The following is an 18,356-nucleotide window of genomic DNA, read 5'->3' on the forward strand; positions in this document are numbered from 1 at the left end:
CCCGTGATGGCTACCTCCCAGGCCGGTTTCCCTTCGCCACGTTTCTTTCCAGGAGATAAACAATGCCAATCCGATTAAATCGCCGCGAAACCTGGCTCAACACCGCAAAAGTGCTCCTTGGGCTCTTCGTGCTGATCGCCACTGGTGACCTCACTGCCAGCGCGGCCGATAAGAAGTCACTGATCTACGTGAAGGACAAGAACGGCCACACGACATCACTCCTTCAAAAGGTCGTCGTGACGAGCGGCAAGGCGACACTTGCCAGTTCACCGAAGGAACCGGGCGAACCGATCGAGCCGTGGGCGATTTTCTTCCGTATCAAAAACGAAGACGGCTCCACCAAAGCGGTCAATGGCCGCGTGCGTGTGGGCGATTCCGAAGGCAATCCTCTCGGCTGGATTGGCGAACAGGACGTGCGTGAGTGGGATACCCGGTTCGTCCTCGAACCGATTGACCCTCAGAAGGAACGCGCCTTCGAGTTGAACGTGACGGGCGGCGGCACAGCCCGCCAGAATGCGACGCCGGAAGGCAAACGCCGCTACGCCTTGATCACGCAAACTCCCGCCGCTGAAAAGGGAGACGACACGGAGTATCCGGTGGTCGTTTATGCGGGCAACGTGCAGGGTGTCGGTCAGCAGGGAACCTTGAACAAACAGCGGAACGATTTAGAAAACGTCAAACTGGAACTGATGTTCGTCATCGAATCGACCGACTTCATGGTCGAGAAATACGACAATCGCCCGCTGTTCGACTATCTCAAGGATGCGATTCGCGAAACGGTCGATGTCATCCGCGAGGACAGTGGCCTGAAGGGCGCGATCAAACTGGGCTTTACCGAGTACCAGGACAATGTGCCGAAGGCAAATTTCACCAGTCGCCTTACGTGCGACCTGACGGACAACTACGACCAGTTTCTTTCACGCTTGGACGTTTTGGCCGCAACCGAACTCAAGGACGATTTTCCGGATGATGGGCTTGCGGGGCTCAATGAAGCCGTTCAGAAAGCCACTTGGTCCGGCAATAGCGTGAAGCATGTGATTCTCCTAGGGTCAGCTTCATTCCAGCTTAGCGAACGTGGCCGAAATCCTCCGCAATCCGGAGGACGAATGAATTTGCTCGAACCCAAAACTCGCGGTTACAACAGCACCGGACTCTCTGTACCCCAACTGATTAGCCGCGCGCGTCCGCAAGGGGGATCCGACTCCCGAGCACGAATCACTAAAACTTTACATGCCATGTTGCTTGGGCGGGATGTGATCAGAGATCTGAAACTTGATGATGATCTGTTGCAACTATGTGAGACGATTGCCAATTCCAGTGATGATGGACTTGAACCGATTTTCACGATGCTCACGAATAGATTGGGCAAGGAGGCGGGAGTCAAAACGCTCGTTCTCCTTCACACAATCCAAGTCATCAAGAATCAGCGACAGTTAGCAGAGTCACAATACGGCCAACTCGCCAAAAACAATGGCGAAGCGGATGGCATCTACATGGCCGTCGAGCCCAGTGGCGCGAAGGTGACTGAGGCGGCCCGCGCACTATCGGCCAAGTTGAAGGAATCATTCGTGGCGCTGGAGAGCGTGCGCGAAGGGAAAGGCTTGCCAGCTGCCTCAACCAACGAAATCTCGCAGCCACTCTACACACTCGTCGGAGCGGCGGCCGAGAAATTCAAGGACTCACCCGTATTAACCGGAACAGCCACCGTGCGCGATAAGCGGGGACGTGAAGTCGCCTTCAAGAAGGTCATGGTCTCCGAGCAGGAGTTGCGCCACGTGAAGAGTACCCTCGACGCCCTCTTCACAAAATTCAAATCGAAGAGCAGCAAGGCCGATCGACAGGACGTCGGCAGTATTCTCAACGATTTGAAAGAGGTCCTCGCCGAAGCCGGTGCCGGGCAGGAATTGACGGCCGAGGTTAAGCTCAAGGATTTGATCTCGGACCTGCCGCTCAAGACCGCAGCACTCGACACCTCTCCGGCAGACTTGGCCCTCATGACGACCGAGGCCTTCAAACAATGGCTCGAACGGATCGAAGCAGCCGTCTTCCGTATTGACGATCTGCTCACCAGCAAACAGGACTGGCTGACACTTTCGGAAAAAGCGGTCAATGAAAAGTTTACGTTTCTGCGACTCAGCGAACTTCCCTGACCACCATCTTGACGAAGCAATCAGACGGGCCAATCCATGCACAATCACTCAACCAATGAACGACAGTTCGAGTCTCCGCCCGAGATCGTGCTCGAACTCGACGGCCTTGAACAGCGGCTGTACGATCCCGAACGGGGTGAGGAATTCACCGTACGGGTCTCTCAACCACTGCGCATTGCCAGCCGCAATCTGGTTGCGCTGCTCGGTCCCAGTGGCTGCGGCAAGACAACTCTGCTGACAATTCTTGGTCTGTTACGAGCTCCGTCCCATCCACAGACATTACGCCGTTTCGTCATGCGTACGCCCAACCCCAACGGGTTCTGGGAGGAACACGACCTGCGTTCGCTCTGGCTGAGTGGAGCACAGCGGAGCATCGAACGCTTGCGGCGTCAACGGATCGGCTTCGCGTTACAAAGTGGCGAACTCCTCCCTGCGCTCACAGTCCGCGAAAATATCGCCACGCCTTTGATGCTCAACGGTGTCACGTCAGCCGTCTGCCGCACTCGGGTCGATGAATTGCTCGAATCGTTCGCACTGAACGGGGCACCACGAGCCAATGGGAAAGGTCGGCGGATTGATCAATCGCGGATCAACAAGTTATCGGGCGGAGAGTACCAGCGCGTCGCTCTCGCCCGGGCCATCGTCCACCGTCCCACACTGCTCTATGTCGATGAACCGACAAGTGCTCTGAACCGGGACCTGGCCTGGGGAGCCTTGCAGCAGGTGCGGTCGCTCCAGTGTAGCCCCAACTCACACGGGGCAGCCGTGATGATCACGCATGACGAACAACTCGCCGCCGCCTTTGCTGACATGATCGTGCGGATGGCTCCCGTCCCCGGTCAATCAGCCGGCGAGGTGGTCGAGATCGTTGCGAATGTACCCTCCGCGGCCGCAGAAGTGCCGGAAACAACCCTCACGGAGTCTGCAACATGATGCGGCGCTGGCAGTTTTACTTACGACTCGGCTGGCTTGATCTGGTTCGCTTGTGGCCGACAACTAGGCATCACGCCATCATTGTCGCCGGAATCTGCCTGCCGATTCTCATGTTGCTGGGAATCAAACGCGGGCATGTAGCCGAATTGCGTCGCGATCTCGTGACCAGTCCGATCGGACGGCAGGTCACCTTCTGGTCGGCTCGCAAGGGCGAGCTGATGGATCGTACTGCCGTTGCCCGTCTCAGTAGTGAGCTGCCATCAGTCGAAGTCATCATTCCCGAAATTCAGCGTGTCGTCAGATTATCTCGGACTGAGTCGATCTCTTCCGCTTCATCGCCAAACGAGGAAATGGGCATTTCCGCCACACTCTATGCCACCCGCCCGGGCGATCCGATGCTGGCTCAACTCGGGATAGCAGCACCTGCGGCAGGTGAGCGCTCGATTGTGCTGGGAGAAGGACTGGCCCGGCGGCTGCAAGTCGGCGCAGGTCAACAGGTCGATCTCCATCTGACGCGCGGTCGCGATCATCAGGAAGAACAAGTCTCACTGACCTGTACCATCCTGGCTGTGATGCCCACCGAGCAACAGGATGCCGCCATCGGCTACCTCGACCTCGACCTGCTCGACGCCTGCGAGCAGTTCGTGCGCGGTCAACGGGTGGAGTCCTTGAACTGGCCCAGCGCCCGCACTCCGGCACGCGACGGCTATTCGAGCTACCTCATCTTCTGCGAACGCGAGAACGACCTGACAGAAGACGATCGCAAGTTTCTCGCCGATCGAGGCTTCTTATTGACAGATCGAACGGCTGAACCACCCACTCCGCTCGACAGGTTGCTCGCACCCGGCTCGCGAGAAGAGCTGCGGATCTATGAAGCTGCGACGACTCAAACCAGCCAGCGCCCAGAACCGCGTCTATTCTTTGCACCATCTGAACTCAGTGAACAGACGACTGCCGACGATGTCATCCTCCCTTGGAACCCACCCGCCAGTGCCGAACACGAAGGTCGCCCATGGATATTAGCCGGTCTCTCTCTGCCACGAAGAACATGGCTGCGTGAGTACTTCGTTCAGGCCGATTTGCCCTTCGATTACGATGCCGAACCGTTTCAGGCGCGGACACTCGCACCGCTGGAACCGATCTCGCTGGTCTGCCTGCTCGACGCGAAGCAACGTCTCGCCATTCCCTGCGTTGGTAGAAATAGCTCTTCTTCGGAAACACTCACATCACCCGCTGAGTCTCCCTCGGACGCATCACCTCCCGGCGATTCCTCAACCGAACCAATCGCTCCCGCCAGTGACCTGAATCCTGCCAGTGCCCTCGCTCCCGCCAGTGCTCTCGCTCCCGCCAGTGCTCTCGCTCCCGCCAGTGCCCTCACTCCCGACAATATCACGACAAACAATCGCCAGGCCTCTCCCGGTTTACCCGACATTGCCATCGTACCAGCGAACCTTACCGCGTGGCTCGCGGCTTATCGCGCCAGCATGGCCGTCTACGACCCGACGATTCAACTCTTTGTACCGTTGCCACAGTCACCTGTGTACGACCGCGCCCGGCTTTACGCCCGCACCATCGACGATGTCCCCGCCGTGGTCTCGGCGCTCTCGAACCAGCAGTTTGCCGTCATGTCCGAGACAGGCCGCATTGCCGAGATTCATCGCCAGGACCGTTCCCTGCAACTGCTGGTGTGGGTGGTCGGCATTGGAGTCTTCCTGTTCGGCATCGTGACTGTCGTCAGCGTGTTGATGGATTCGACCGACCGCAAGCGAGGCACAATCGGCATTCTGCGTGTGATGGGTGTCTCACCTTGCGGCATCTTTGTGTCGATCCTGCTCCGATCAGCCATGATCGGTCTCTTCGCTGCCGCCTTAAGTCTGGCCTGTGGCGTGGGATTGGCCATAGCTCTTGAATGGCAACCCGCTTCGACAGCCCACTGGTTGAGCTGGAAACCGGTCGTCCATATTGAGTTGCATCCCTGGGACATGGCCATTGTCGCAGCCGGTGCATTGCTCTGTTGTGGCCTTGGTTCGCTTCCTCCCGCGTGGCGAGCCAGCCGTCTCGATCCATTCGATGCCATCGTCGAAGGTCGCTTTCGTTGACCATGCCCTGCCATCTGAACCCGACCTGTTTTTAACGTCTTTGTCACCATAGGCTCATTCATGCACTCCAAAAATCGACGACTGCAAACAGGACCATTGTTACTCCTGTTCTTGGCCCTGGCAGGATGGGGAATGCCTCGAACCGTCGCTCATGCCGCACCACCGGGCGAACTGTTCGAGTTGCCATTAATAGGGACCGCACCTGCTCAGACGTTGCGATTTCGCTTTTGCCCCGCCGGAACAATTCGGCCAGGCCAACCGACACGCGACGCTTCAGGCAGCTCCGCCAACGCGCTGCCCCCCATTTCCCTCCGTGAATTTTATCTGGGTGAGACAGAGGTCACGCTGGCTCAGTTCCGCGCAGTCCTGGGTGCACCGGGAATGGCAGTCCTCAAGAAGGAAGCAGCGAAGTTTCAGGCCATGAACCCCCAGCTGTTCGATCTCATCCAACAGGGTGAATCGGAACCAGCCTTCTATGTCGGGCTGGAGGGTGCCGTTCAGTTCTGCCTTCGCGTACAAGCCGGCATCGACGAAGAGCGGATGAAACAGGCCGCACCGTCAATCGAAGCTCGACGGATCAGGTTGCCGTCGCATGTCGAATGGCAGTATGCCGCCCGGGCCATTGCCGACGCGGGTCAACAGTCGCGGTTACCTCACTTCAATCGCAATATCCCTTTCGCCCAGTTGTCTGCCGGTACGCAGGAAAAGTGCCGCGAAGTCTGGTCAAAACTGGGACGGACCGATCCCTTTGTTGGCTCGCAGGAACAGCTGCTTGGTCTCACAGCAGCAGTCGGACAGGAAGAGCAGGCCAAGGTCAAAGACATTCTGGCCGAGTGGTTCACGAAACTGCTGGGTGTCCCTGCTCGTAACGCCAGTGGATTGGGCGCCATCAGGCCTGTGGCCCAGGCTCAGGCCAATGCCTGGAACATTCACGATAGCCACGACAATCTGACCGAATGGGTGATCTGGGCAACAACTTCGGATCGACGCGATGAACTTTGGCAATCGCTCGCCTCCAAAGTCGCGACCGGAGCTTCGCTGGATGGCCAGGGCGATCTCTTCCTCGCGGGTGGTTTCTTCGCTGAGCCCTATCACGGAGAGAACATTCTCTCCCATTTCACCCTGTGGGGCGGCCCGAAACTGACCGAGGGGGCACCACAGCCATTCGAATATGAATCCGGTTTGGTCGGAGAGTTTTCTCCAGGCTTTCGCGTGTTGATGGAGCGGAAAATTGCCTCAGACTGGCTGTTTGCCCTGCGACGAGGACTCTACGCTCAAGGCCAATGGCAACCGTCGGCCCGAACTTACCTCGACGAGAGTCAGCGATTGTTGGATGAACTCGCCGACGCCAATCATCCCGGCATCGCAACCATCGAGTTTTATCGCACTCTTCAAACGCTCGATTCAGGCGGGAAATCACGTGCCGCAAAGATGTTCGATCGTCTCGCCCAGGCGAAACCCGAAGCTCCAGCACGAGCAAAACCCAACTACGCTGCGCTACTGGACGACACCCCCTCACCCGCTGCAACCGTCGAAGCCACTCCCGTCAACGACGACGCCCTCTTCTGGCAGACACTGTCGATGGCTCAATCAGCCCGTCCCAATTAACGGAATGTTTTATCGTCCCGTCAGCCCGTTGCACCACCCGCCGTATCACCCCGGTTACCAAAGAAATCAAAGAAGACAGGGTGGCCCAGACGTCGCCTTGCACGTCTGGGTATACACACAGGAGCATTACGTGATTAGTCAGGCAGCATGCAACCGGTTATGAGTACTATATGTTATTAAATTGGCAATTGTAATGACATTTTGGCATGCAGACTGAGTTCACGAGAATCTAACTTCGATTTTATATCGATTTGAGTTGAATGCGTGTGGAGTTCCGAAGTTAACGCGATTAGACAGAAAACGTCGGCAGATCGTGATAGCAACCTGGCGAGTATCTTGGATTTCTTGTGTGGTCCTAAATGATGCACTGGATTTTGATAGCTAGTATCGGAACGATGCTCAATGAGATATTGATCTTGTTCAGGCTCTCTTGTCTTTTATAATAGTATTGATTTACAGCTTCACGATGAGGTGTGGTATGAGCGAACGACAGTTTTATCTCTGGAATAGTGTGATTCTTGCCAATCTGATCTTTAGTGTGGTGTTAGTCGCTCCAGTGGACGCACAGACGTTGACCACACCTTCCTCCCTTGAGTCCCCGTTCACAGCTGATGGAGCCAAAGCCGGTCAGGAGGCATGGGCCAAGCATCTGGGGAAGTCTGTTGTTGAGAAAAATACAATCGGCATGGATCTGGTGTTGATTCCCCCAGGTAAATTTCGCTTGGGAAGTCCCCCCGGTGAAAATGGTCGTGATACCGACGAAAAACAGGTCGACGTAACGCTCACCCAGCCCTTCCGGCTGGGCCGCACGGAAGTGACCCTGGGACAGTGGAGGCAGGTGATGGGAACCATTCCCTGGAACCGAGAAAACTTCATCAAAAAAGGGCCAGACTATCCTGCGACATTTGTCAGCTGGGAGGATGCCCGGGCGTTTTGTGAGAAGTTGAGTCAGATAGAAGGCAAGACATATCTGTTACCGACGGAAGCCCAGTGGGAGTGGAGTTGCCGGGGAGGCACGACAACCCGGTTCTCGATCCCCAATGAGAAGTATCTCACGGAATACGCATGGTTTAATGATAATGCCGCCGACGAAAAGTATGCCCACCGCGTGGGCCTAAAGCGGCCCAATCCGTTTGGCCTGTCCGACATTCATGGGAACGCATGGGAATGGTGTCAGGATTGGTACGGAGAAAGATATTCCATAATTAGTTCGATCGACCCGTGTGGCCCATCGTCTGGGAGTGATCGTGTGATTCGCGGTGGGAGTTGGGACAGTATCACGAGGGGCATTCGCTCGGCTGAACGCGGCGGGGGCTCGCCAGACGCCGGGAGCTACCTCGTCGGTTTCCGTGTATCGAGGATTGAATTACCCTGAGCCGCTTAAACCTTTTAACTTTTGAACTTTTTCTGGATTGCTGTTTTTGACTTGATAAATCCTGCCTTCGCGTGGGGTGGCCCAGACGTGGCCTTGCACGTCTGGGTGACGACAGTCACAAGAAACACTCTCCAAGCAGTTCAGCCACCTCACCAACTCCTCGATCACTTCAATCCCTACCCCTGATTTCCACCGGCCAGTATCATTGGTCGATGTGTCTCGATCGAGATTGATGGCCACCCAACACGCTTTTAAAGGCACAGCTGTGCCTGCCAATTCTGCCAACCCCTCGTATCCAAAAAACTACTTGGCGGGTGAATCCAATTGACGAATTCGTTCCAGGATGCGCAGCGGTTGCTCGCGACCGAATTCTTTTGGTGCATTGAATGCGGCAAACTTGCAAAACCGGACAAAAGCGGCCCGTTGAGCTGTGTTGTAAAGTTTCGCAAAGGAAATGTCGTCTCCTCTTGATCCGCGAATCAATCCCGAGAGGTCGAAGAGAAAAGCGTCATACATCAATCCATCTCGAATTCCCTCTTGAAGAACTGCGCGAAGGATCGCCGGCGAATAGAACTTTTTGGCAGCCGGGTTCATGAAGAAGACCGCATCTGTCCGGGCGAAGAGATGATCGACGGGCACACGGCGCCAGTCAGTCCGTTCAGCGGTCTTTGCCAAAGAGAGTTCGTGACAATCAAAACCGTAGCTCGCATGGAAGGCCGCTTCATACAATGTTGTTCCATCATGCAACTCGACCCCCGCGAACGCACCCTCGATGAAGCGGATCAGCCATTCCCGCAACGTCATCGACCGCGTCTCCATATCCATCTTTCTGCGTTCAGCGCCAAAGTAAAACACTCACGCCCCGGGTGCCACTGCTGGCTTGCCAGCAGTGCTCCTCTGATCCTCCAGCCAACTCAATTACATCTCCTATCTGACAATCTCCCACTCACTAGCTGCCACCAGCCATCTCAACTGGTCGATGTGTCTCGGTCAAGATTGATGGCTTCTCTTCACGGTTCCTGAAACTACTGCGGGACCAGCCAGTTGCTTCACCCGCCGCCAAGGTGACAACCCGATAATCAGTTCAGCACATTTATTCATCATATCGAATCAGGGGTCGGTGCGATCAAAATATGCCGTACTAAATCGAAAGCGAGGCGATCCCGTCGCAATCTCAAATCCCTCAATATATGTTGCGTCACATGTCGCACCATAACTGGCGACAACACCGTCCGAAACACTGATCCCGGCAAGGTGAATACCAGAAATGCCAGATGCCCCGGCCAGTGAACTACACCAAACTTCCTGCCGCCATACCAATTTCTTTGAATCAATATCAAAGCAAAAGATGCTGTAGGGAAATGCCCACGTACCGGCAACTGCCACAAAACATTTCGGCCCCTCTTTTGCAACAGCGAGAGTAAAAATTCCTGCTGCAGGGTTTACTTCACTCAAGTCCAAGGGCACAGTCATACCTTTCATTTGAACGAAAAGTTGATGCCCGACTTTTTCAACCGTGGTGTCAAGTGGATGGAAAAATCGACCGGTTCTCTGCCACCCGATTCTGGCAAGTTTCGCCGCACCTGCTTCTGTCTCAAGATTTAACCTGTCCGAGAAGGAGCGGCCCCACCAATCTGGGAGAACGCAATGAAGTCGACCTTGTACGAAGCCTGAAAATGTAGATCCGCCGACGACTGACCCAATGAGATCCCTTGAGTTGCCATGACGTCGGCAGAGCTTCTCCCATCGAGCAAACAACTGTGCAGAAATGTCATCAGACGCTTCAAGATCATTTAATTCATCCACACTGGACGATAACAGTACCTTGCTGGCTGCGTCAGGAAACGTGTCCCAATCGTTTTCTCCGATCGCCTTTGGGAATTGTGGCAACTCCTTGTCACTGCAGACGGCTTTATTGCTAATACACGTCGCCGCAACAGAGATAAGGAGTATATACAGGATTGTATTACACGCTGATCTCATTAACTCTTCCTTTCATGATCGATCCCGCTTGCGAATGGAAACCCGCCCAGTGTGCCACTGCTGGCTTGCCAGCAGTGCTCCTCGGATCCTCTAACCAACTCATCCACCTCACCGATCAGGCGACAGGTGTATCACATTCGCCGGCTAATGTGACACAGTTGGCGTGAAAATAGCCGCAATCGCACCTAAAATTAATGCAACAAGCGACACAACAACACATACCTTCAGAACTCTTCTCCAAAACATAGCTTTACAACCCTTTAAAGCACATTTTCGCAGCATGCTTCTACAAAGCGGGAAAGTTATAGTGTAAGTAGAGTCTCTGACCTGTTGAGAATCAATTCTAATCATGAGTTGCTGTGGTGATTCGGCCATTTTGTGGCTGGATTATCCTGCTCTAACACGACGACATGGCGATGCACTCTGTGTGCCACTGCTGGCTTGCCAGCAGTGCTCCTCGGATCCTCCAGCCAGCTCAACCACTTCACCAACCCCACGATCACTACAATACCCGCACCGTGGGTGCCATCAGCCATCTCCATTGTCGATGTGTCTCAATCGAGATTGGTGGCTGCCCATCACGGTTTCTAAAACCACTACTGGGCCAGTCAATTCTGCCACCACTACAAACGTCGTTTGCAGGCCCCTATTTCACTTCCATCTTGGGGAACGGCACTTGATCCACCAGTCGATCGGCGCGACTGGTAACATCCGTCGGCTCGCCCACGACAAAAATCAATGTCTGGCGAAGCGTGGCATGATCTGGCCAATCGGTCTCAATACCTGGCAGGAGGATATTGAGTTGATGCTGGGCCAGGTCGAGTTTGTTGAACACCATCTGCGTCTGATGCGGTGATTGATCAGTTTCTTTTTCGCCGAAAACGACAGCCACTGCTAACTTGTCACCAAACGCCATGGCCCATCCGCCCAGATCCTGCGGCTTCCAGAACTTATAGCCATCTTCGGTGAACGTTCCCCTGGCAGATCGCTGATAGGGCAGGGCGGTACGCCGCAGGGGAATCCAGTTCTCGAAGTAAGACGTCAACGAGCCTCGCCACAGTTGGTCAGCAACGAGAACTGTCCTTTCTGATGCCGACGCGTCCCACTGCTTCCCATCCCACGTTCTCACAACCACGTCGCGCAGTTCCCAGGGTCTGCGTAGCACGGTGCGTTCCAGTTTGAGGCTGCCATCCTCAAGAACCTCGTAGCGGCAAGTGGTCTCAAAATCGGGACGCCCATGGCGGTCAAGTTCCGCATAGAACCAGTGCGTGATCTGCGACTTGAAAACCAGCGTGCCCATGTGGCCGGTTTTCGGCGACTCCAACGCATCGCACGTGAACTTTCCATGGAAACAGCCTTCCATCGTCACGTTCGCTCTGACGTCCTTGTCACCGGAATCATGAGGCGAACCCAGATAGCGTGAATTCCAATACGTCCACTGAATCACACGATCTGTCGTCTCCCCCTGGAACGAATCGCCCACCAGATTAGTCTCAGGTGCGAGATCAACATCGTAAAGACCACAAATGGCCCCTCCTTTGTTGAAGACATATTGAAAGCGTCGATTGGCCGCCGTCCTGATACTCAGCGTGCGAGTGTTCGCATCGTAGGAGGAAACAGCTTCCTGCGCGATCAAGGGCGTAGCCACACCAAAACCCGCCACCACAACCACGACGACCATCCGGAAGATATTTAACAAGATTGAAACCTCCCGATCCTCGCAAACACACTTAACCGTACTGTCACATTCGACGAGACAGAAAAAACATTTCACTTGTTACTCCCGTTCGATAAACTCTCATGTCAAATCGGAGACTCTTGCGTCACGAAGTGTTGTATATGTGAATGGCTTAAAGTCAATCTTGTACTCCGATTCACTCCTGAATCCACGAAACAACTTCACGTCAGGATTCTGCCCATGTAGAATCAGGCATAACATGTCAATATCTTGGACTGTCATTTGCGCTCCGAAGTAGACAGCCGTTAATGCGGATGAGTTATATGTATATGCAGTTCCTACTTCCTTGTGGATTACTCGCCACTCTCTTTCGTACGCCCAATCAGCGGATTTTCTGCAAAACAGATCAAGTACTTGCTGGTAATCCTCGTCTACCATTAGGCGAGACACACTTACCTCCGGAATGTCTGTGCCATAGGTGACCCGGTGAATTTTAATAAAGGGCTCAAAGTCAGTACTAAATTCTAAACAAAACCCACGATGCTGCCCTCCGTAGTGTGACCACATCAGTAGGTTGTTGTTAATCTCGGAAAAGCAGCTAATTCCATGCGAGGTGTTGAATTCGTTACATTTTTTTTCAACGAGAAATCTAGTGGATGCCACCAATTGTTCTTTCAGGGTTGGAATCGGTGACAATTCCAATTGCTGCTTGATTTCTTTTGGCGTATCTGGACTTGAAATAAGCTTCGCTAACACCGCGCAAACCTCAATGTCTGTTGGTGCCTTAAATCGCGGCGTCAGGGCACAATCATACGGATCATTGAAACTAGATGGAGGTCCAAAATATAGAGATTGTTGTTTTAGATTCTGAATTGCTCGGAGTGTAAATGGTTCATACTTGTAAAGAGTCGTTGGTCGTTCACTCATTACGCTGCCCTTAGATAGCAATTCAGTTGGTAGACAAAAAGTAAACTGAGTGTGAACGTCGGCCTATCAATTTGAGGCTATCAGTAAATTCAAGATAGCCAAGCCAAGATCGACTCTTGAACACTGCAATAAATAGCCAGTCAACCTATATGATCAACACCATCCTTCAACTGTCGACTTCTATTGAACCTTCCGATGGACCCTCGACAGACTCATGAGGTTCTTCGCTGCCTTCGCGTCTTCGCGAGATCCAGATCATCGCCACGCACAGACCCTACGGCGCGACGACCAGCCGCCGGATTTCCATTTGCGGCACCGTAAGCTTCAAGATCATCTGCAAGGTCGAGCCGACATCGGCCGTCTCATCCGTATCGAACTCGACGGGTTCGGTCATTGAGGCCATGCCGACGACGTTGCCATATCGATCGAGGATCGGCCCGCCGCTTGATCCAATGGCGTAGTCCGCACTGATCGACATCCATTTTTCAGGCCGCTCATTTTTGCGACTGCCAATCTGCTGATAACGCGTCACATAACCTTGTGTGAACATGAAATGGGCGGATCCCGGATGCGTCAGCGCTCCCACCCAGGCACCGACGGCAGCCGATTTCCCCAAGGGAATGGGCGTCAGATCTTTCGCCGTAATCCGGGCAATCGCCACATCCGCCCGGCGATCGGCAGCGAGAATTTCCGTCACCGGATAGACATCACCCTGCAGGGTCATCACAGCAAAGCATTCCAGCTCGGTCGTATCGAACACATGATAGTTGGTGACAATCACACCATCGGCAGCCAGCACCCAGGCGGTGGCATTGCTGACATAATGAAACCGCGGTGGTTGCGTGCGAGTCTGCTGTAAGCTGCCAATCAGCAGGGTAGAAGTAGCGACCATCCGGTAGACTTCTTCGGGCGAAAGGACGGCCGTTCGAGGCGGTGGCAATTCGAGTGTGACCTGCCGCCGCTCAAGCTGCTTTTTCATATCGCGAGAAGAGAGACACTGGCCCCCTTTCGCCAGCAAAATCGCCTTGCGCTCGAAGTTCCGGGAAAACTCTTCATCATTAATAAACACCGGCTCATCATTGGCAACCACTGGCCGATTGCCAGCCTCAGCCGCAGCCTCTGCTGTCTGTGCAACAAGCTTCTGGCCCTGCAAAACTTCCTGCTCACAGAGAACTGAGGTTCTCGGATTTTTGGCAACTTGCCGTTCAGAAGGAGAGCGCGTCTCAGCCTCGGTGTTCCATGCCGGTGTCGGGAGAGGCGCCGGGGAGTATTTCAGCAGGTGGGAAAATCCCCAGCTTCCAGCCGCAACGAATACGATCGCAGCAGCGAGACAAGCAACTCGACTCCAGTGCCTTTCCAGCCAGTGCGTCATTTATCGCTCCAGGCGTGAACGACGATCCCGCCACTCAATGGTCGATTTTCCCACGTACTTATCCAGAAAGGCCAGAATATGGTCTTCCGTCTTCAGCTTGCGACCCAAAAGTCCAGTACCTCGCAGCCCACCCTCATAGGTTTCCAGATAAATGTGATCCCTTTTGTCGGGATTCAGCTTTTCAGCCAGCTTTTTGGCAGCACCTTTATCAGCCGTATCTTTGGAACCGACGCCAATCAAGACCGGCAAGCCCAGAATTCGCACGGCTGTTTCTGACTGTGCCGTATTCATCCCCTGAATGGAGCCTTCTGGAGAGAGCAGCACCAGGGCCCGCACATCCTGCCCGCGAGGCGTTCTCGCTGCGACAGTGGGGGCATCATCCCAGGGAATCTTCGACCAGTCGAGTTCCGTATAAGCTGTGGCAATGGCTGTCGAAAAATCGGCACCAAGAATAGCCAGCTTGCTCATATTCAGCTTTTCGGCCATGTGCTCGTCGTACAGAAACTTTTTCACTGCTTCGAGATCGCCGGGAATCATGGCCTGATAATCGCGAGGCTTGAGTTGAGGTGCATTGTTCTTGGTGGCTCCAGGGGCCACCGCTGGCCCAGGAACCAGGGGAGTCTCACCATGCCCGCGCAAGTCAACCGTCACGACGGCATAACCGGCATCATTCAGAAATGGTGCCAGCGAGCTGTTGAAATTCTGCCGTGAACCTTTCTTGCCGTGCAGCAAGATCACAACGGGTGTGTCTTTGCCTTTTTTCCCTGCAAAGTAAGAAATTTTCAGTGGGATTCCGTCTTTGGTCACCAGCGTCTTGTCTTCAAACCGGCTCACCGCAGCGGCTGGCTTGGTCGCCTGGGCATACAACGATTCTGGAGCCCATACACTCACACACGTGGCCAGAACCGCCAGTGCCAGCGATTGCCCCCAAGCTCGGCAACGACCACACAACGATGTTTGCGACAGTCTATCAATCATCAGACGGAGCATTGCTGTTCCTTCTAGAACGCCTTCCGGGCCAATCAGGTGCAGGTCAACAGGCGAGAGCCATCCGCTTGCTCAGATGTTCTCAATTGTGATCTCAAGTGTGGTCTCAATCGAGGTTTCCGCTGCCCGGAAAATCGCGTTCAATAACTGTGGTTCATCCAGATGTAACGATCTCTTGAAGTCTAAACCTGAACATGGCCAAGTTCAATTCGTGAATTCTCACTCACAGGCCAATTCTTCAAATCCATCCTCGTACGATCCATACAGCTTTCCCGACAGTCAGAAAGCGATGAACGTGCCGGATGTCAGCCGACTGCCAAACTTCGAGTCCGTTATTCCTCGTACAGGCGTGTGAAGATCTCACCCCGGGAATTGATCCAGCCGCGATACAGGCCCTCGCAATTGCGCGAAGTTGTCCATTGACCCTGACTGTTGAGCACAATGGCCGCACCTTCTCCGCCAGCCGCCTTCAACTGGCGATTGATCACTTCCTGAGCCGCCTGCTGAACATTGAGGCCGCGATACTTGATCTGCGAAACGATCTCTTTCGAGACGCCATAGCGAATAAAAAATTCTCCATGCCCGGTGCAGGAGACAGCTGCAGCGCCATCCTCCGCGTATGTCCCCGCACCAATAATGGGCGAATCTCCCACTCGGCCGAACATCTTGTTCGTCATACCGCCGGTCGATGTTCCGGCTGCTAACTGACCCTGGCTGTTGCGAGCCACCGCTCCGACTGTTCCAAAATAAGTGCTCGATTTGGGCTCCAGATCAGCTCGGCCGCCGTTTTTCTTTTCTTCAGCCCACACCCGGCTGATATCTTTCCACCGGCTCTCTGTCCAGAAGTAGGCGGGATCGACAATCTCCAGACCCTGCTGTGTCGAAAAAACTTCCGCACCCCGGCCGATCATCATCACGTGCTTTGATTTTTCCATCACAGCCCGTGCAGCAGAAATCGGATTCCGCACAATGGTCACACTGGCAACGGCACCGGCCCGCTTGGTCGTCCCCTCCATAATCGAAGCATCAAGTTCATTACGGCCTTCATGAGTAAAGACCGCCCCTCGACCGGCATTAAAGTTCGGATCATCCTCCAGCACTCGAATCGCGGCTTCCAGGCCATCCAGAGGCAACGCGTTGGGCTCTTTGAGTCGCTTGGCTCCTGCTTCAAGAGCAGCCTTCAGCCCGGCTCGAATCTTCTTCTCCAACTCGGGAGTCATGTCCTTTTTGTCAACGCCCGTGCCGCCATGCACACCCAGCACCACATCTTCGATAATCAGATCACTGCCGACGTTATCCAATTGGATCTCCTGTCCCCGGACCACCCTCAACCCGAATTCGCTGCACCCCGCCAGCACACCCAGCACCAGGCACCATTTGAGCCAGACACGTCGAATACAGTTCCCACCACCAGCATGTGATCCCCGCATCGTCAATGACTCCATTTGAAGGCTGAACCTGGATTCGCTGCACCACTCCGCCCCGGCGGCAGCAGCCAGGGCATCTTTCTCACGATTTGAACTATCGCAAAAATCGCCAGGAAATTCATCAACCCTCTGTGAATTGAGCCCATGGGCCCCTACCAACGAGCCGGAAGCGTCAGCGACGGGCATTCAGTAGGGTCCGCTGTGCGGACCATAACCCGCTGTTCGTCACAGATTGCCCGTCCCGATCGACCTTCGTGCCGGAAACAGACGAGGTTCGTTACCCGAAGAACACCTCTGCAAATGCCCTCCTGCAGCGTTACCACCACGATAGAGCACAGTATTTCAACCGAAGCCACCCTGCGAAACAATACGACTAATGATCGAAACGATCATCTTTCTTCAAGGTGCTAAGAAACTCTTCCCAGCAATTGACTACTCCATCAAACAATTCATCGGGGAAGTCCGTAGTACTGCGATTCTCCTTGAATCCCTCGAACGCTGATGAACAATTTCGGAAGAATACTCCAAAAGTATCTTTATCAAGTTCGTCGAGAACGATGAATTCAAAACCCTGTCGCAATGGCGAATATGCTTCCTCAAGAATCTCTTGTTCGGAAGAGTTAAGTCGTTGCCATGTGAATTCGACGATTATCCAAAATGCGACTGATCCAGATGTCCAAATGTCTTTTTCAGTAATATGAATTGTGCCTGACATTTTTCACTCCACGACTAACGCTCTTGATTAGAGAGCATTAGGCAACCCTGCCGGGACCCCACTGCTGGCTTGCCCAGCAGTGCTCCTCCCAATAACAAAGAGGGCCGACCCACATTCAATTCCACCAAATCATGGCAAATGGCCTCTTACCGTACTAGCGAAATCTGAAGCTCCCTCGCCATTCGATCACAAATTACCGCCAACTCATTCCTACGATTCCGCCAGCCCCTCTTCAACAGCCTTCTTAGCCTCATGCTCTCTCAGCAGCTTGAGCAACTGCTGGCGTTCCTCAGGAGTCAGGAAAAACTCCCCACGACCGTAGCCACCTCGTCGCGGCTCACGATCCACTGGCGGCTGGCTTTGACCCACAGGCCCGGGCCTGGGTCGTTCATCCTCAGGAACTGCCGATACCAACCCACCCTTGGAAGTATGACCCTGCAAACCTCGCCCCGGCGAACCGGGCTGCTCTTTAGAAGTGGTCGGAGAGGTAAATACCGGCAAAAATAACCCCGGGATCATGGTCGGCTCATGATCCAGCGGACAACCCCGCAGAAATTCAGGAACCTCAATGCGCGATCCATCTTTGGCTTCCGCTATCCCTTCCGATTCAGGTTTCGACAGTCCCGCCTGATGAGGATGCAGCCATTCGCGATAGACCCTGATGATCTGTTCTTTAGGCCCGAAGCGACGTTCCAGAGTTTGCCATTTCAACCGCGCCAGGCGGTCAAATTCACTCCTCGTCGGATAATGATTGATCTCCCCGCAGACGCGATTCATCTCGCGGAGCAACTCCTCATCGGTGTAAATCTTCGGCATCGGAGCACGCCGCTTCAGACCGGCATAACGCCGCAGATGGCTCCACGATTGCCAGTGCGCAAAGACCTTGGTCGTCGAAATCCCCGTCTCGCGCGTAAACCGCTGCAGAGAAATCTCCGGCCCCAGACGCTCCACCAGTTTTCGCAGACTTCTCAATATCTCGGCAGCTTTGGGCTTCACAGCAATCTCAGGCCTCGAAATAGTCCCTTCGAGGGTGCCGTTGGCAATTTTCCACAAAGCCACTCACACGAGATACCCTCTCATAGAACCAGCCCATGTTGCGCGC

At 54.3% G+C, this 18,356-nt stretch carries 14 protein-coding genes; 5 read left to right on the forward strand and 9 right to left on the reverse strand.

From position 1 onward, the window contains the following. Positions 1-62 precede the first annotated feature (62 nt). The 5 genes from PLIM_RS05155 (at position 63) to PLIM_RS05175 (ending at position 8,165) form a co-directional block, all read left to right on the forward strand. Positions 63-2,150, forward strand: a complete 2,088-nt coding sequence (locus PLIM_RS05155) for a hypothetical protein (RefSeq protein ID WP_013109274.1) — start codon at positions 63-65, stop codon at positions 2,148-2,150. Positions 2,151-2,186: 36 nt separating this feature from the next. Further along, entirely contained in the window at positions 2,187-3,083 is an 897-nt protein-coding gene (locus tag PLIM_RS05160) for an ABC transporter ATP-binding protein (RefSeq protein ID WP_013109275.1), read from the forward strand. After that, positions 3,080-5,182: an ABC transporter permease gene (locus tag PLIM_RS05165; RefSeq protein ID WP_013109276.1), complete on the forward strand. Its 2,103-nt coding sequence runs from the start codon at positions 3,080-3,082 to the stop codon at positions 5,180-5,182. The genes PLIM_RS05160 and PLIM_RS05165 overlap by 4 nt, the downstream gene beginning before the upstream one ends. 132 nt (positions 5,183-5,314) lie before the next feature. Beyond that, positions 5,315-6,790, forward strand: coding sequence for an SUMF1/EgtB/PvdO family nonheme iron enzyme (locus tag PLIM_RS05170; protein ID WP_013109277.1), 1,476 nt, complete (start codon positions 5,315-5,317; stop codon positions 6,788-6,790). A gap of 478 nt (positions 6,791-7,268) precedes the next feature. Then, entirely contained in the window at positions 7,269-8,165 is an 897-nt protein-coding gene (locus PLIM_RS05175; protein ID WP_013109278.1) for a formylglycine-generating enzyme family protein, read from the forward strand. A gap of 303 nt (positions 8,166-8,468) precedes the next feature. Here PLIM_RS05175 and PLIM_RS05185 read toward each other — a convergent pair whose 3' ends face one another. The 9 genes from PLIM_RS05185 to PLIM_RS05240 all read right to left on the reverse strand — a co-directional run bounded on the left by PLIM_RS05185 (position 8,469) and on the right by PLIM_RS05240 (position 18,313). Continuing rightward, positions 8,469-8,984, reverse strand: coding sequence for a DUF6714 family protein (locus tag PLIM_RS05185; protein ID WP_230849403.1), 516 nt, complete (start codon positions 8,982-8,984; stop codon positions 8,469-8,471). A gap of 291 nt (positions 8,985-9,275) precedes the next feature. Then, positions 9,276-10,148 carry a hypothetical protein gene (locus PLIM_RS24050; RefSeq protein ID WP_013109280.1) on the reverse strand — a complete coding sequence of 291 codons (873 nt, stop codon included), beginning with the start codon at positions 10,146-10,148 and terminating at the stop codon, positions 9,276-9,278. A gap of 646 nt (positions 10,149-10,794) precedes the next feature. Then, a complete protein-coding gene (locus tag PLIM_RS05205) occupies positions 10,795-11,847 on the reverse strand; it encodes a hypothetical protein (protein ID WP_148226983.1) in 1,053 nt (350 codons plus the stop codon). A 99-nt stretch (positions 11,848-11,946) separates the two neighbouring features. Next, positions 11,947-12,753 carry a DUF2971 domain-containing protein gene (locus PLIM_RS05210; protein ID WP_013109283.1) on the reverse strand — a complete coding sequence of 269 codons (807 nt, stop codon included), beginning with the start codon at positions 12,751-12,753 and terminating at the stop codon, positions 11,947-11,949. A 274-nt stretch (positions 12,754-13,027) separates the two neighbouring features. Further along, positions 13,028-14,125 (reverse strand): S1 family peptidase, encoded by a 1,098-nt coding sequence (locus PLIM_RS05215; protein ID WP_013109284.1) that lies wholly within the window; start codon positions 14,123-14,125, stop codon positions 13,028-13,030. After that, positions 14,126-15,115: an alpha/beta hydrolase gene (locus tag PLIM_RS05220; protein ID WP_013109285.1), complete on the reverse strand. Its 990-nt coding sequence runs from the start codon at positions 15,113-15,115 to the stop codon at positions 14,126-14,128. A gap of 329 nt (positions 15,116-15,444) precedes the next feature. Beyond that, positions 15,445-16,542, reverse strand: a complete 1,098-nt coding sequence (locus PLIM_RS05230) for an isoaspartyl peptidase/L-asparaginase family protein (protein WP_148226984.1) — start codon at positions 16,540-16,542, stop codon at positions 15,445-15,447. 370 nt (positions 16,543-16,912) lie between these two features. Continuing rightward, positions 16,913-17,254, reverse strand: a complete 342-nt coding sequence (locus tag PLIM_RS05235; RefSeq protein ID WP_013109287.1) for a hypothetical protein — start codon at positions 17,252-17,254, stop codon at positions 16,913-16,915. Between the two features lie 210 nt (positions 17,255-17,464). After that, positions 17,465-18,313, reverse strand: a complete 849-nt coding sequence (locus tag PLIM_RS05240) for a homing endonuclease associated repeat-containing protein (RefSeq protein WP_041401180.1) — start codon at positions 18,311-18,313, stop codon at positions 17,465-17,467. Between the last annotated feature and the right edge of the window lie 43 nt (positions 18,314-18,356).

Source organism: Planctopirus limnophila DSM 3776 (genome assembly GCF_000092105.1).
In the GTDB taxonomy this organism is placed as follows: domain Bacteria; phylum Planctomycetota; class Planctomycetia; order Planctomycetales; family Planctomycetaceae; genus Planctopirus; species Planctopirus limnophila.